At 42.3% G+C, this 15507-nt stretch carries 9 protein-coding genes; 1 reads left to right on the top strand and 8 read right to left on the bottom strand.

Annotated elements, in window-relative coordinates; genetic code table 11:
• The first annotated feature begins 518 nt into the window (after positions 1-518).
• Positions 519-2024: an AcpB/EbpR/MafR family transcriptional regulator gene (locus I592_RS02245; protein ID WP_010781852.1), complete on the top strand. Its 1506-nt coding sequence runs from the start codon at positions 519-521 to the stop codon at positions 2022-2024.
• 218 nt (positions 2025-2242) lie between these two features.
• On the opposite strand, the gene I592_RS02240 is transcribed toward I592_RS02245, so the two are convergent.
• The 8 genes from I592_RS02240 to I592_RS02205 all read right to left on the bottom strand — a co-directional run bounded on the left by I592_RS02240 (position 2243) and on the right by I592_RS02205 (position 15491).
• Positions 2243-4015 (bottom strand): oleate hydratase, encoded by a 1773-nt coding sequence (locus I592_RS02240; RefSeq protein ID WP_010781853.1) that lies wholly within the window; start codon positions 4013-4015, stop codon positions 2243-2245.
• Positions 4016-4197: 182 nt separating this feature from the next.
• Positions 4198-4953: a type I methionyl aminopeptidase gene (gene map / locus I592_RS02235; RefSeq protein ID WP_010781854.1), complete on the bottom strand. Its 756-nt coding sequence runs from the start codon at positions 4951-4953 to the stop codon at positions 4198-4200.
• Positions 4954-5118: 165 nt separating this feature from the next.
• Positions 5119-10815, bottom strand: a complete 5697-nt coding sequence (locus I592_RS02230; protein ID WP_010781855.1) for a Cna B-type domain-containing protein — start codon at positions 10813-10815, stop codon at positions 5119-5121.
• A gap of 246 nt (positions 10816-11061) precedes the next feature.
• Positions 11062-11703 carry an endonuclease III domain-containing protein gene (locus I592_RS02225; RefSeq protein ID WP_010781856.1) on the bottom strand — a complete coding sequence of 214 codons (642 nt, stop codon included), beginning with the start codon at positions 11701-11703 and terminating at the stop codon, positions 11062-11064.
• A 155-nt stretch (positions 11704-11858) separates the two neighbouring features.
• Positions 11859-12731: a class II fructose-bisphosphate aldolase gene (locus I592_RS02220; RefSeq protein ID WP_010781857.1), complete on the bottom strand. Its 873-nt coding sequence runs from the start codon at positions 12729-12731 to the stop codon at positions 11859-11861.
• The gene (locus I592_RS02215; RefSeq protein WP_010781858.1) at positions 12725-13783 is read right to left on the bottom strand and encodes a zinc-dependent alcohol dehydrogenase; all 1059 of its coding nucleotides are present in this window, start codon (positions 13781-13783) and stop codon (positions 12725-12727) included. Before I592_RS02215 ends, I592_RS02220 begins: the two co-directional genes overlap by 7 nt.
• 83 nt (positions 13784-13866) lie before the next feature.
• Entirely contained in the window at positions 13867-14724 is an 858-nt protein-coding gene (locus I592_RS02210; protein WP_010781859.1) for a PTS system mannose/fructose/sorbose family transporter subunit IID, read from the bottom strand.
• Positions 14724-15491, bottom strand: coding sequence for a PTS mannose/fructose/sorbose/N-acetylgalactosamine transporter subunit IIC (locus I592_RS02205; RefSeq protein WP_010781860.1), 768 nt, complete (start codon positions 15489-15491; stop codon positions 14724-14726). The genes I592_RS02210 and I592_RS02205 overlap by 1 nt, the downstream gene beginning before the upstream one ends.
• Between the last annotated feature and the right edge of the window lie 16 nt (positions 15492-15507).

The following is a 15507-nucleotide window of genomic DNA, read 5'->3' as shown; positions in this document are numbered from 1 at the left end:
CAGTTGATTCACTTGGGCTATTTCCTCCTTGATCCGATCGAAAAAAAATTCAATAAACTGTACAAAAAAATGAAAATTGCTTACTATTGTGTCTATACATAACTCGCAATTACCGCTATTTCTTTCTTTTTTCTCCCACTAATTTTTTAATAGTAGAGTCAAAATGTTTTGATCAGATACCTTTATGATCCTTCACTTTCGTTGTAAATACGCCTACTATTTCGTTGTTATTCCTTCTCACGGAGCAACAACTATAGAGTAAAGGATAAACAAGACTTAAAAAGACTATTTCTTGTCCGATAAAACGACATTTTATGTTAGGCACTTTCTTTTATTTATTGTATTGTCATAGAAAATGCTTAAATACATCAAAAGGATTAATGGTTTGGTGTTTATAGGTGTGTATCGAATAGCAGCAAATCTTACGTACCACTATTTTTTCTTTGATGGTTTATTCCACTTTTTTACTATTGAAGATAGAAAATCGAATTCGACAATAAAATTAAGAGGTGGTAAAAATGAAACGTGAATTGTTTGATTTATTAGAAAAAAGAAATAAGGTAAGCTACAGACTACTTGAACTTTTTCAGCTGGAGGAAGATTGGTTGGAAGTTAAGAAAATCAGTTCTGAACTGAGTATTAGCGAACGAAGTGTGCAACGCTATATTCATTTTCTTGAAGAGGTCATTGAGGAATACAATCAAGAACAAGAAAAGAACATCGAATTGGTTTATGAAAAGTTCAAAGGGGTAAAACTTTTCATGTCTGATTCTTCCATTGAACATTTAAAACTTCACATTATTTATAATGATGAGCATTCGAAATTACTAATTGATCTATGTATGCTGCGGACAGAAAACATAAAAAAATACGCGGAGAAGAATTTTATAAACATCTATTCTTTAAAACATTCGATAAAAAAAATAAACGAGACATTGAAGTCGTTCCATTTGGAAATCGACAGCAACAAACTGACATTTATTGGTGAGGAAAAATTAATCAGATTTTTCATTTATGTTTTTCTTTGGACGATCTATCGAAACAGTGACTGGCCTTTTGAATACGTAGATGAAGCCAAGATTTATAAATCAATTGATTATGTAGAGTCCCTTTTTAAGGTTGGCTATAGCGCTGTCTATAAAAAGCAAGCAGCCTACTTCATGGCCATCTGTCTTATGCGCAACAAGAAAAAACATTACATCACAGATACTGAAAATTGGCATGAATACGTAAATATTCGTTCTTTGCGTGCGGAACAAGTAATGGTTACAGGAATGAATCATTATCAAATCTTCGATGACAATGAGCTTACGTTCATTCTTTTAGTTTTTGAAATGAGGCACCGTGTTTACCGATCTTCTTATGTTGGAAAGCGGATCTTAAATTATCACAAGAAAAATAATTCAGATGTGTATCGTGCAACAAATTTGATGTTTGAAAAATTTCAAAAGGATTTTTTCAAGATCCCTTATGGTGAGCAAAACATGTTTTACACATACTTTTTTTGCACACACCTTCAAAATAAAATTTTTCCTGGTGTCTATTTTGATCTAGTCGGCTACGATTCGCTAGGAGACTCTAAACCTCCTAGAAATTTGATTGAGAAATTAATTACTTTTATTAACGAAATGAAAACGGAATCAAGCAACGCTGTGTTTGACAATAATGAATTGCTGATAAAACAATACTTGTTAGTATTTTCTTACTTTGGTAAGGGTGTGGTATATGAACCACAAATTAACATTGTCATAGATTCGGATATGTCGTTCCTAGTGAGAGCGCGATTGAAACAGATTATTCAGCATCATTTTGCTGAAAATTATAATTTAGTTATGACCGATGAACATTCATCTGCTAACAAAAATAGTTTGATCATCACGAATATGTCTTCTATAAATGGGCATGCTGAGGATATCTGTGTGGTTGAACATCCCTTACAGCACACCGATATACAAATTATTGAGAAAAAGTTAGAAGAAAAACTGGAACGTATTTATGCCGAACCCTCCTCTTTGAAAAAATAAAGAAGCCTATTTTATTTTTTCTCTTGTGTCGTTTCAAACGAGGACGCTCAAATAAACGGACAATTAATCCAAAAAGACGAACACCCTTGATATCTGCAATAGAATCAAGGGTGTTCGTCTTTCTTTTTTGACGTACTCGTTTGGTTAAAACGGACGCTTGACAGAAATAGTTTCATTGAAAAAGCCTGTCGTGCCTTTTGTTTCCTCTATCATTCCTATTACAATAGATGATTGTCCTTTAATATGTCCCCGATATACGTGTTTTCGATCTTCTTGACGAAATGCCCCAATACTTTTTTCTCTACATACGGCAGGTCCATCTCAGAGAGCTTCTTGCGGTCGCTTAGGTAATAGACGGAGTTCGCCAGCGTCCGAATGTCGTAAGCAGAGGCGAAGACTTCAGGCACTCCCCGTTCAATATCTAAGAAGCTGTAGACGGCTTCCATCGCTGTCCGCACAGAATATTCCGTAGTAAAGACCGTGTCCCGTTCCGTTTCGGCAAAGTTCCCGATGAAGGCCAGATTTTCTGAACCGTTCGGAATGACCAACGGACGATCCCCCGGTTCACGCAGCATGAAGTACGAGGTGATGAACGGCATATAGACAGGAACCACCACACAGGATTTTTCAGAGAAGGCTTGGATATCGTCTTCTGGAACGCCTAAGTGGTACATCAATTCCTGCACGATCTCTTGACCCGTGCATTGTTCGATCGGCTTCTTGATGTAGTTCCCCGGTGTGTTGGACAGGAGACCGTATACCCAAGTAACTGTCTGCTGATCCGTTTGTTCTTTAAAATGCGGTTGACGATGGGTCGCGAAGCTCATCAGCCAGTTGGAATCCTTGATGGTGATGATCCCGCCGGTCACGATGCTTCCCGTCCGTAGTTTCCGTTTCGTCAAACGAGAGATATAAGGTTCGATGTCAAAGTTTTCCCACGTCACAGTCGCAGAGACAAACCAGCTCTCATCCGGCAAGTTCTCGCAAAAGACCTCGGGGTGCCCGAATTCATCCGATTGCTTCGCTAAGTTCTTCCACAGGTTCCAACTGCCGCCCAGCTCATGGGTGATAGGTGCCGGAGTATGGTGGTCGCCTTCTGTGGAGCTTTCTGTGATGGACCCGTTCGTCACAAAGACGAGGTCATTTCCTGTTAACGTGATCTCTTCTGCTTTTCCTCCCCGTGTCAGCTGGATCTTCTTCGCCACTTTTTTGTCCGGCGCAGCATCGACTTGGATATTGGTGATCTTCGTTTCATATTGGAAGTCCACGCCATGCTCCTTCAAGAAGGACAACAACGGTTTTACTAACGATTCGTATTGGTTGTAGCGGGTAAATTTCAACGCCGTGAAATCTGGCAAGCCTTTAATATGGTGGATGAAGCGCATCACGTAGCGGCGCATCTCGATCGCAGAATGCCATTTTTCGAAGGCAAACATCGAACACCAATACAGCCAAAAGTTCGATTCAAAGAATTCCTCACCAAAGACGTCTTCGATCTTTTTGTCGACCAATTGATCCTCAGAAGTCATAAACAAATCGACCAATTCCTTTTGCGCCTTTTTCGACAAGGTGAAGTCGCCATCATCCGCCGCACGTTCGCCACGGTTATGGATGATCCGACAATTGGATGAATTTGGATCATCATGGTCCAACCAATAAAATTCATCTAAGACCGACGCATCTTCCACTTCCAACGATGGCACGGAACGGAACAAGTCCCATAAACATTCAAAATGATTTTCCATCTCGCGGCCGCCTCGCGTCACAAAGCCGTCGTGGGGAATGAAGGTGCCATCCAGCGAGCCGCCAGATAAGGACAGTTCCTCAAAAATGTGGATACGTTCGCCCTTCATTTGACCATCTCTGATCAGAAAAACAGCCGCCGCTAACCCAGCTAATCCTGCTCCGACGATATAGGCACTTTTTTCGTCTACGCCAGCCGGTTTTCTCGGTCTTGCAAATGCTTCATAATTTCCATTCGTATATCTCATGATGATTCCTCCTTCTTATATTCTAAATTCAGAATACCAGTCGGAAAATTTTATTGAAAACAAGACGCCTCTCTAACTAAGAAAAGTTAGACTAATCTATCTATTTGTCAAAAAAATTCTGAAGAAAAAGAAAGCAAACCAAAAAAAAAGACCCGACGTTTTTTCGGATCTTTCTTTTTCTTTTATTCAGTATCTTGGTTCGTCATGATCACAGGTCCCTCTTTAGTAATGGCAATAGAATGTTCATATTGGGCACAAAAACTGCCGTCCAGCGTGCGGGCTGTCCAGCCATTCCCATCAATGCCAGCCTCCCATGTTCCAGTCGTGATCATTGGTTCGATCGTGATCGTCATGCCTTCTTTTAGGCGCGGACCTTTACCAGCTGTTCCGAAATGCGGGAAGAAGGGCTCTTCGTGGATCGTTGGGCCAATGCCGTGGGCAAGAAAATCTTGCACGACGCCGTAGCCTTTTCCTTCTGCATACGTTTGGATCGCATGACCGATATCCCCTACACGATTGCCGACCTGTGCTTGCGCGATACCGAGCATCAAGGCTTCTTTCGTTGCATCCATCAAGGCCTGATGTTCGGGCGTGATCTCGCCGACTGCATAGGTCCAGCAGCTATCAGAGATCGCACCGTGGTAGTCGACACAGAAATCGACCTTCAGCACATCGCCTGATTTCAAGCGATAATTTGACGGAAACCCGTGACAGATCTCGTCATTCACACTTGTACATGTCGCGAATTCATAGCCTTCAAAGCCGATCTGAGCCGCCACTGCGCCTGATTCTTCGACTTTTTCTTGAACAAATTGATCGATCTCTTTGGTTGTGATCCCTGGAACGATCATGTCCCGTAGCTGTTTATGTATACCGGCTAAAATAGCCCCTGATTCTTTCATTTGCTCGATTTCTCGTGCGGATTTTAATGACACCATAGCTTTTCCTCCTGCTTAGCTTTTATAACATAGAAAACATTTCGTATGACTATCAGCTAAATGAGTTTAGCACACTCGCATATTTTTACAAGTAAATCGTTTATAGTAGAAATGGATTTCATTCCTTGCCATAGGAACGAAATCCAAATCTAGTTGATATTATTTTTATCGTTGTCTTCTTGTATAGCGATAAGAAACAAGCAATAGAAGAAGGAGCACGATACCCAGCCAACTTAGATAGCCCAAAGCCTTACTACCAGTTTTTGGCAGAAGACCTTTAGTGCTTTCAGAATTGGCGGTTGTTTTGCTGTGAGGGATCGGCTGTTGGTTCTCGCTTGTATTAGGTAACTTTTTAGTTGGCGTATCTTCTTTTGGCGGTGAAGGAATACGCTCTTTTGGTGTATACGTATTAGTAATCGTAAAGCCATCAATACGAGACGTATAATTTTTTACTTCATTTTCCGAAACGGTATAGAGAATTTCTTTGCCTTTCTCAAACTTCGGCAAGTCTGAAAATTCATAGTTCCAATGATCGGATTCCTTTACTTCTTTGGTTGCTACTTTTTTTCCATCCGCAAAAAGATTCACCGTGATGCTGTCAGGACGTTCCTTGTACTTATTGTTGTCATCTTCCCAGTGCTTGCTTCCTGTAATCTTAACCTTTTCTGGAACATGATGATTGGTAAGAACAATGTGCTCTTTATCTATCTCTTTTGTTTCTGCTACGTAATCTTTAGGCACGTCAATCTCTTTTACAGAATAGTTGATCTCTTTTCCGTAGGCACGTGCAACGAGATTTTCCCATTGATGTGTCCACTGATTCGTCTCATTTAATCCTACAGGTTCACCCACAGGAAGGCCATCTGCAAATAACTGGACAAGTACTTGATTAGGTCGAATCCCGTCTTGATTATTTTCATCTTCCCATTTCTTAGTCACTTGAATACTTGTCACTCCTGGAGTGTACTTATTGATGATATCAGTGCCATGGATTTCAGCTGTATAATCAACAATTCGATCTTCTGCAACAGTATAAACAATCTCTTTTCCTTTATTGTTCTTCGGCAAATGAGTAAAGTGATAGTTCCAATTATCTTCTGCTGTTACAGTCTTTTTAGCCACTTCTTGTCCATCTCCAAAAAGACGAACAACTATCTTCTCTGGTCTTTGCCCTTCTTTGTCGTCACTGTCATCCCACGATTTTGTGCCGTAGATCTCTGTTTCTTCTGGTTTGTGAGTGTTGACGACCTCAATATGCTCTTTATCTATTTGATTGATCGTGGACGCATATTCAGAATCTATCGTTACTTCTTCTACTTTATACTCAATGACTTTACCACCTTTTCGTTCATCTAAATCTGTCCAGCTATGCTTCCACTGATTGGCGTCACTCAATTCCACAGGTTCTCCACATCTCTCACCATCTGCTAGCAACTGAACCTGTATCGCGTGAGGACGAATGCCATCTTGATCATCTTTATCGTCCCAAGATTTTTTTACCTCTACTTGTGTTTTACGAACTTTATGAGTATTGGTAAGGTTGATAACTGTCGGGTCTTCTGTTTTTTCTGATGAAAATTCATACTCTGAGACTGCTTCTTCTTTGATGGAATAATCAATATCTTTTCCATTTTCTTTTTTTGGTAAGCCAGTAAACGTGTATGACCAGTGTCCATTCGCATCAGGCTTTACTATTTGAGTATCCACAGGATCAGGTCTGTTATTAGCAATTAAGTGAATCTGGATTTCGTTTGGCCGCATACCATCTTGATCGTCATTGTCTTGCCAGCGCTTGTTCCCATGAATATCGATTTCTTCAGGCGTGTAGTGATTTGTTAAGACAATTCGATATTCATTTTCTTTGACCGTCTCCACAGTGTACTTTCCAGGATCACTGACTTCTTCTACTGTGTAATCAATTTTTTTTCCATTTTCTCGTTTTTCTAAGTTCTCCCAAGTATGGCTCCAATCTCCCTTTTCATCCAAGGTCACAGGGTCACCTATTGATTTTCCATTTCCTTTCAATTGAACGTTGATGGATTGGGGCTGGATGCCATCTTGATTTCCTTTATCGTCCCATTCTTTCTTGACAGTAACCTTAGCCAACACTGGATGGTACGTATTGGTTATGTCAAAACCTGAGTAAGACGCTTCATAATCTTCAACATCTTGTTCCTTTACTTCATAATCAATTGCTTTTCCTTGATTGTTTTTTGGTAGATTCGTAAAACTATATGCCCAATTACTCGCGGCCGTCGTATCTTGCGTGGCAACGAGTGCCCCATTGCCATACAATTCTACCGTAATTTTAGCTGGGCGGTTTCCTTTTTCATCTTGGTTATCGTCCCACATCTTCTTCCCATGAATCGCTATTTCTTCTGGTCTATAGCTATTCGTTAGAAGGATCTGATAGTCATTTTCTTTGACCATATCCACCGTATATTTGCCAAGATCTCCGACTTCCTCTACCGTATAATTGATTTTTTTCCCATTTTCACGTTTTTCCAATTCTTCCCATGTATGGCTCCACCCACTCTTTTCATCTAAGTCAACAGGTGCTCCGATTGGCTGCCCGTTTCCTTTTAACTGTACTTGGATCGTGCTTGGGCGAATGCCGTCTTGATCGTCTTTATCATTCCATTCTTTTTTTACAGATACTGAAACCAATTCTGGATGATAGGTATTCGTAATATCAAAGCCAGAGTAAGAAGGCTGATAATCTTCCACATATTGTTCCTTAACTTCGTAGTGAATCGGAATGCCTTGATTATTTTTTGGTAAACCTGTGAAATGATACGTCCAATTATTAGCTGCAGTTGTTTTTTGCGTATCAATCAACTTTCCATCACCATATAACTCTACAGTAATTGCAGACGGTCGATTGCCCTGCTCATTTTGGTTGTCCTCCCATTTCTTCGTTCCTTTGACATCTACTTCTTCCGGTTTGTAATGATTGGTCAAAACGAGATGATAGTCGCCTTCCTTTGTCATTTCCACTTTGTATTTCCCAGAATCACTGACTTCTTCAACGGTATAGTCAATGTTTTCTCCATCTTTGCGCTTCTCCAAGTCTTCCCATGTATGACTCCAATCCCCCTTTTCGTTCAAGAGGACAGCATCACCGATTGGTTTTCCGTTTCCTTTTAGTTGAACTTGAATCGTATCAGGACGAATACCATCTTGGTCATTTTTATCGTCCCATTCTTTTTTTACAGATACCTTAGTCAGTTCTGGACGATAAGTATTCGTAATGTCATGGCCTGAGTAAGACGCTTCATAATCCAAAACGGATTGTTCTTTCACTTCATAATTGATAGGTGATCCTTGACTATTTTTAGGTAAATTTATAAAGCTATAGGACCAGTCGTCCTTTGCTGTAGTTTTTTTTGTATCAATTAATTCGCCATTACCATACAATTCTACAGTGATTTTTTTCGGTCGATTGCCCTGTTCATTTTGATTGTCTTGCCAGTTTTTCTTGCCTTTAATATCAATGACTTCTGGCGTGTAATGATTGGTCAAAGTAAACTGGTACTCCTTTTCTTCACTCACTTCGACCTTATATTTGCCAGAATCACTGACTTCTTCAACCGTGTAGGTGATAACCTTCCCATTCTCTGCTTTTTCTAAATCTTCCCATGTATGGTACCAGTCATTTTGCTGGTCTAACGTGACCGGGGCACCTATAGCTTTTCCGTCACCTTTTAATTGTACTTGGATCGCATTTGGTCGAATCCCATCCTGATTGTTTTTATCTTCCCATTTCTTTTTAACGGAAATATTTGTACGACCAGGTTGGTACGTATTCACTATATCGAATCCATTATATTCAGGGTGATAGTTTTCTACAGGCTGCTCTTTGACTGTATAGACAATCGTTTTCCCATTCTCATTCTTTGGTAAATTAATAAATTCATACTGCCAGTTATTTTGTTTATTCGTTTTTTTCGTGTCTCTTAACGTGCCGTTTCCATAGAGTTCGATAGTGACTTCATTCGGACGACTATTTTGATGATTGTCATCATCCACCCAAGTTTTTTCCCCTCTGACTTCAGTCACTTCTGGTGTATGTTTATTTGTAATCGTGATGGTATTTGTTCCATTCCCAGTCACGCTTGTTTCATATCTAGGAACTGTAGATGTTTCCTTTACTTCATATTGAATCACGGTGCCATTATCTTTTTCTTCCAATTCTTCCCATGTGTGGCGCCAATGATTATTCTCATCTAATGAGACGTTATCACCAATCGGACGATTGTCCCCATAGAGCTGTACCTTAATACTTTGAGGGCGAATCCCGTCTTGATTGTTCCCATCTTCCCATTTCTTTTCCACAGAAAGATCGATTTTCGTATTTTCTTGATAATTTTTCACTTCTCCAAGATCCTTGATATTTTGTGACCCGCCTAAATCCTTTGTTTCGACTGTAAAATCCAATACTCGTGGGTCTTCTGGATCTGGATACCCTGCTGGGCTCTGTGTCTCTATGAAATAATAGTCTCCTGTAGTCAGTTTGTTTGCATGGACAATCCCTTGTTCATCAGAAGTGATTCCCGATTTCTTTAGTGCGTATTTACCATCGATTCCTTTTTTATAGAGGTCAAATTTTGCCCCCGGCAATGGTGCCTGTGTGTTACCATCAATTTTTTTGAACGCAACGTCGGACACCTTCCCGTTGATCTCACCATCGGCTACATTCCACTCTACACTTTCACTTAATGTCCATTTCTCCCCTTCAGAACCATCCTTATAGTAGATCTTCACTGTGGCATCATTTGTCAATGTAGTTGTTTCCGTCAAAAATTCTAAAGGCTCTGCATAGTAATCTATAGCAACTTCGTTTAGTACAGTCTCTTCGTTGATTGCTTCCTTAAGTTGTTGCTGAATATAGGGCCAAACATTGTAACTAAAAGATTGAACATAACTATTTGTAGGGTCTTTTTTCAAGGCTACGTCTGATTCCTTGATTGTTCCGTAGTCAAAAGGAATGTCTTTAAAAAAGGCTTTTCGCCATCCCCAATCATCATCGGCCCATGATTCTTGATACAGGGACATGGAAACAATTTTTTGATCTTTAGGCGTATCCTCAATCACTATCCGATCGACCTGATCAAAATTATCTTTTCCAATCGAATCCGTTAATTTTCCCAATCCGAGGTTTATCTCCCACTCGATGTAACGTTGCGGTAGATCGTATTTTCCCGTTTCCGGATTGTATTTGATGCCGTTCTTAACGGTTCCTTGCTTCGTTAATTTCTGAGAATCACCTGCTCCAATACCGCCTCCACCTCCTGGCTCATCGTAATGCGGTACATCGATAGTGATGTTTCCGTCAGGTAGAGGAAGAGTTATCGTTTCATCTCCTTTGACGTATTTTTGATTTAACGTGTACTCCATCCTAAAAGATCCAGAAACGTCTGAATGCGTTTCTATATAGTCTGTCGTAAAAGTCATTTCAATGCGGTAACCTTCTGTATCATTTCCCATCACTTTGGCTAATGCAACTTCTTCTCCTTCAGGATCGACTAAAGGAAAAGTAAATTGATTGATAATTTTAAACTCTTTAGGGATAGAAAATAGTAAGGTGTCACCTTGATAAAAAGTATTATCGGGGACTTCCCACTCATACGTTAAATAATAGTTTTGCGCAATACTCATAGAGCCGCCATTGACAATCGGCTCTCCATCTTTTTTCTCTAACTTTGTTTCAGTGACATATTGATCACCGTTGTATACCCCTGTTGCCTTGACTGTCACTGCTGATAAGAGATTGACTAAACACCCTCCAAGCAATACAAGTGTCAATAATAAATTGCTCGTATACCTTATTTTCTTTTTAAGTAAAAAATTTGAGTTTTTCATTTATTGCCTCCTGATAACTATTTTTCCGAAAAATAAGTTTATCAAAAGACTTTCCACTAAAAATGTTAATATTTGTCCGATTACACGACAATATTACTTTTATATAGTATTTAAGGAGCAAACAATTGCTTCCATTCTTCTAAAAATCACTTCATTTATTCATTTGATTTGCCATTAAATTAAAAAACTCGAAATGTAACTATTCGAGTTTTTCAGCGAAGACTATTAATCGCTTGTTTCTTACTTTTAATTGACAGCAACCTTAAATGTTCTCAAGGGTCCGGCCTGCCAGCGTTCGTCATTTTTCAGATAGGCCTGCCCATACTCGATGATCCAGCCATGGAGGTTCTGTGCTTTAAGTGTGTCCATCGTCTCCGGCCACAGGATCGCGCATTTTAATTGCTTGTAGCCGGATGAAGCAAAGCCGAACTTCTCGAATAATCGCTGCGCGTACTTGTCCGCTATGAACGTCGAATGCTCGAAGACATATACCAGTAGAGCATCTGCCGTCTCTTCACCGATCCCCTTTATCGCCAACAGCTCTTTGCGTAGCTCCAAAAACTCCTTTTCAGCTACCGTTTCCAAATCAAAGTGATATTCCTTCAGCCAAGTTAACACACTCACGATTGTCGCAGACTTACCCTTGTAGAAGCCGCTCGGTCGGATCAAATCCTGTAATTCATTCAGCTCCAGCGCTAAAACTTTTTCTGGTAAAAACTGTGTTGCTTCCTCTAGATTGATTAAGGCGTAATCCACATTCCGCCAATTCGTATTCTGGACTAAGATCGCTCCAAATAGAATTTCCCACTTATTGTCGGTATTCCACCAACGCTTATTTTCCATCACTTGACGAAACGCTTCATACAGTTCTTCAATATTTGTGATCATATTATTCCTCTCTTTATGGACTATACATTCTTCCTTCTTCTATATATAGTAACAATTTTTATAGTAAAAAGTAGAAAAGAAATCCCCAGACTGCTGTTATGAGGCAATAACAAAAAAACTCCGACTGTCCTCTCCAACAGTCGGAGTTACATCGCTTATAAACGGTTGAATATTCGTAAGGTCTTGGCTACATTTTCTTTGATCGCGGCAGTGGCAGCCAAAGAAAATTCATCAAAAAAGAGTTCTTCTTTTGGCTGCTCTTCGATCGCCCGTTGCAGCGCTTGACCAGCGGCAAGATTCATATAGGTATAATAATTGATCTTGCGAATGCCGGCAGCGATCGCCTGTTTGTAGTCTTCCTCAGACACACCTGAACCGCCATGCATGACCAGAGGGCGATTCCCAGTTGTTGCACGGATCGCCGCGATGCGGTCAAAATCTAGATTCGGCTCTGCGAAATATTTTCCGTGGACGGTGCCGAAGGAGATCGCCAAGCTATCCACGCCTGTCGCTTCAACAAAGTCTTGGGCCTGCTGCGGGTTGGTGAACAGGTCTTGATTGCCGATCGCGCCTTCTTCTGACGCGCGCCCTTCTCCACTGCCCACGGTCGAATTCGTCATCTCCCCCAGCTCCGCTTCGACAGACACATTGACGCTGTGGGCGATACGGACAAGTTCAGACGATTCCTTTACATTTGTCTCGTAGTCCTTCAACGAGGCATCGTACATGATCGAGGTGAAGCCCAAACGGATCGCTTTGATGCATTCGGCAAGACTCGATCCGTGATCCAGATGCACAGCCACGGGAACTGACGCTTCTTTTGCGAAATGGACCATCACCGGGCCGATCTCTTCGATCGAAATGAGGGATTCATGCACCTCTGCATGCTGAAGGATCACCGGGACCTTCAGCATCTCCGCGGCTTGGATCACGCCCCGCACCGCTTCCAGATTGGGAACGTTGAAGGCGCCGACTGCCCGCTGCTGCTCCTCTGCTTCTGCCAACAATTCTTTGACTGTCACTAACATCCTTTGCCCTCTCTTTCTTCTTCAAAGTCGATCACGATCCGAAATGCTTCCGTATTTACCGCTTCCTCAAAAGCCGCTTCGATCTCACTCAGCGGATAGATCTTCGTAATAAAGGGCTTCACATCCACAACACCGTGACTGATCATACGAGCGGCACGAATAAAGTCCCGCTTGTTGGAATTCGCTGTTCCTTTGATCTGCTGACCGGTTTTATGGATATGGTCGAAGGCGATCCCCACAGGCTCATCTGGATAATAGGAAGAATAGAGCATCATCGTTCCCGTGTTCGACAGACTCTCCAACAACCCGGGGATCAAGCCTGAGATCGGCGTGGTGTTAAAAATGATCTGCGCCCCCAGATTCTCCGTATAAGCCAAGACTTTCTCCGTCAAGTTTTCTTTGATGGGATTGACCACGTGAGCCGCGCCCAAGGTTTTCGCTAATTCCAACCGCGCCTCATTTGGATCAGATACGATCGCGATCGCCCCTCTTTTTTGTGCCAATTGCAGATGGAGCATCCCCATGATTCCGGCACCCACGACGAGTACGTAGTCCCCGAAATCAACCTCTGCCGTCTCGACACTGTGGAGCACACAGGACAGGGGCTCTGTTAATGACGCCTCTTCGGCTGGGACGTGCTGGTAACTGAAAATATTCGCCGGATCAACGACTAAATATTCAGACAAGCCTCCCATTCCTTTGTGAGGCAAGCCCGGCTGTTGTTTGCTGTGGTCGAAATTCAGGCAATTTTGCTCTTCTCCGACACGGCAATAGTAGCAATGACCGCACGCCAGATTTGTGCCAAAGACTACTTTGTCGCCAGCCTTCCAATCCCCCTCGACGGCTTCTCCTACTTGAAAGATCTCGCCTGCGATTTCGTGGCCGCCGATAAAAGGATAGTCCACTTTTTTGACACCCGTATAGACCCGCTGCTCCCAAGTACAGATAGCACAGGTATCGATCTTCATTAATAGTTTATCCTTTGGAAGATCCGGTAGTGGTGTGTCCTCCACCACCAATTTCTTCACATCATAAAACACTGCTGTTTTCAAAATTATTCGCCCTTTCCTTCTTCCGCCATCAGAAAAAACGACGTCAGATACCTGTGTATCATGTTCCTAACGTCGTTTCCAGCTTATATTGAGTTTACGATCAAGCCGATCGCGGCTAAGATCGCGCCGCCAACGATTTGGATGACTAATACTTTGGTTGGTGTGTATTTTTTATGCTTCAATAAATAGTAGGTCAATAAGGTCACGCCCAGCGGCAAGATTCCCTTGACCAGCGCATCCAGTACATCCGTTTGGATCGAAAGGTTTTCCTTCCCACTCAAATGAATACTCAGTGGCGTCGCGATTTTTACGAAGTTCGCTGCTAATGAGCCGATCACGATCGCCCCTAAGGTTTGCGAGAAGGTCATGATGTAGGACAAGCGGCCGCCTGCCATCATCTTTTGAATCCCTTCCTTCCCTTGCTCATACCCTTGAATCCATAGGAAGTAGGCGATGACTGTCATAATGATCCAGTGAAGCGCGAAGAACATCACGGGTCCCATAAAAATGTTCCCGTCCGCGCCGAATGGCAACGTGAAGGACAGCAGGATCGGGATCAAGGTTCCTTGCCATAACGTATCGCCGATCCCGGCTAACGGTCCCATCAGCCCCGTTTTCAAGCCGTTGATGGTTTGGTCATTGATGTCCGCACCGAGCGCCCGTTCTTCTTCCATCGCGATCGTCATTGCTAAGATCGGACCGCCAAAGGAAGGCTCTGTGTTGAAGAACTGCATGTGGCGTTCCAATGCAGATTTCATCTCATCTTCGTCTTTACCGTACAATTTTTTTAAGATCGGACTGAAGGCATGGACGACACCTGTCGCTTGCAGACGCTCATAGTTATAATTGGCGTGAGAAAAGAAGGTCCAACGCCAGAAGGCTTTCACAACGTCTTTTTTCGTTAATAGCTTTTCTTTTTTTACTTCTGCAGTCTGATCCATTACACCAGCCCTCCATTTTTATCTTTCAAATACAACTCCGTGAAGACATACCCGATGATCCCTGCGAATACAGCGATCGGCACAGATGGCAAGCCAGAGTAGATGGCAAGCATAAAGCCAAAGGTAAAGAACAACAGCGTTCCCTTGCCATTCATGGCACGTAAGTTCATCGCGATCCCTAACGCTGGCAGAATCCCGCCGATCGCTGAAAGAACATCCAACGGACGACCGCTCAACGCGTCTACGATTCCTTCTACTGCATCCGCGCCTAGATAAGCCGCCAGTGCAACCGGTACAACAGTGATCAATAGTAAAAATAATTGCGGTGGAACGATGTGAAGCCAGTTGATCCGATCGATTTTCCCTTCTTCAGCTGCTTTATCCGCCATATGGACGAACGTAATATCTACCGTCATATGCGCTACCCAGATCAGTGTCCCTAATAATCCGATCGGTACAGCCAATGTCACAGCAACAGCCGGTTCAACTTTTGCCGCCATTGCCAACGCCGTGCCCAATGTCCCTGCAAGTGCTGGGTCCATCGCTACAGTCCCACCGGCTGAGATAAAGGCTAGATACGGTAAGTTGATCGCTGCCCCGATGATACATCCTTGAACGGGGTCACCCAAGATCAACCCTACCACCGTCCCATTGACTAATGGACGCATCCATCCATGGGTCCCCACCAATGAGAGCCAGGGGGTCCCATTGATTCCAAGATAATAAACGACACCGATTAAAATTGCTTGGATAAGACTAATTTTCATTTCTCCACTTCCTTTA

This window comes from Enterococcus gilvus ATCC BAA-350, from assembly GCF_000407545.1.
Classification (GTDB): Bacteria; Bacillota; Bacilli; order Lactobacillales; family Enterococcaceae; genus Enterococcus_A; species Enterococcus_A gilvus.
The sequence above is the reverse complement of the archived record's forward strand: the minus strand, read 5'-3'. Positions and strand labels throughout refer to the sequence as shown.

Excerpts from the sequence above, each read along its gene's own strand:
- I592_RS02245 (WP_010781852.1), top strand. The coding sequence starts at position 519 with ATGAAACGTGAATTGTTTGATTTATTAGAAAAAAGAAATAAGGTAAGC.
- I592_RS02240 (WP_010781853.1), bottom strand. The coding sequence starts at position 4,015 with ATGAGATATACGAATGGAAATTATGAAGCATTTGCAAGACCGAGAAAA.
- map (WP_010781854.1), bottom strand. The coding sequence starts at position 4,953 with ATGGTGTCATTAAAATCCGCACGAGAAATCGAGCAAATGAAAGAATCA.
- I592_RS02230 (WP_010781855.1), bottom strand. The coding sequence starts at position 10,815 with ATGAAAAACTCAAATTTTTTACTTAAAAAGAAAATAAGGTATACGAGC.
- I592_RS02225 (WP_010781856.1), bottom strand. The coding sequence starts at position 11,703 with ATGATCACAAATATTGAAGAACTGTATGAAGCGTTTCGTCAAGTGATG.
- I592_RS02220 (WP_010781857.1), bottom strand. The coding sequence starts at position 12,731 with ATGTTAGTGACAGTCAAAGAATTGTTGGCAGAAGCAGAGGAGCAGCAG.
- I592_RS02210 (WP_010781859.1), bottom strand. The coding sequence starts at position 14,724 with ATGGATCAGACTGCAGAAGTAAAAAAAGAAAAGCTATTAACGAAAAAA.
- I592_RS02205 (WP_010781860.1), bottom strand. The coding sequence starts at position 15,491 with ATGAAAATTAGTCTTATCCAAGCAATTTTAATCGGTGTCGTTTATTAT.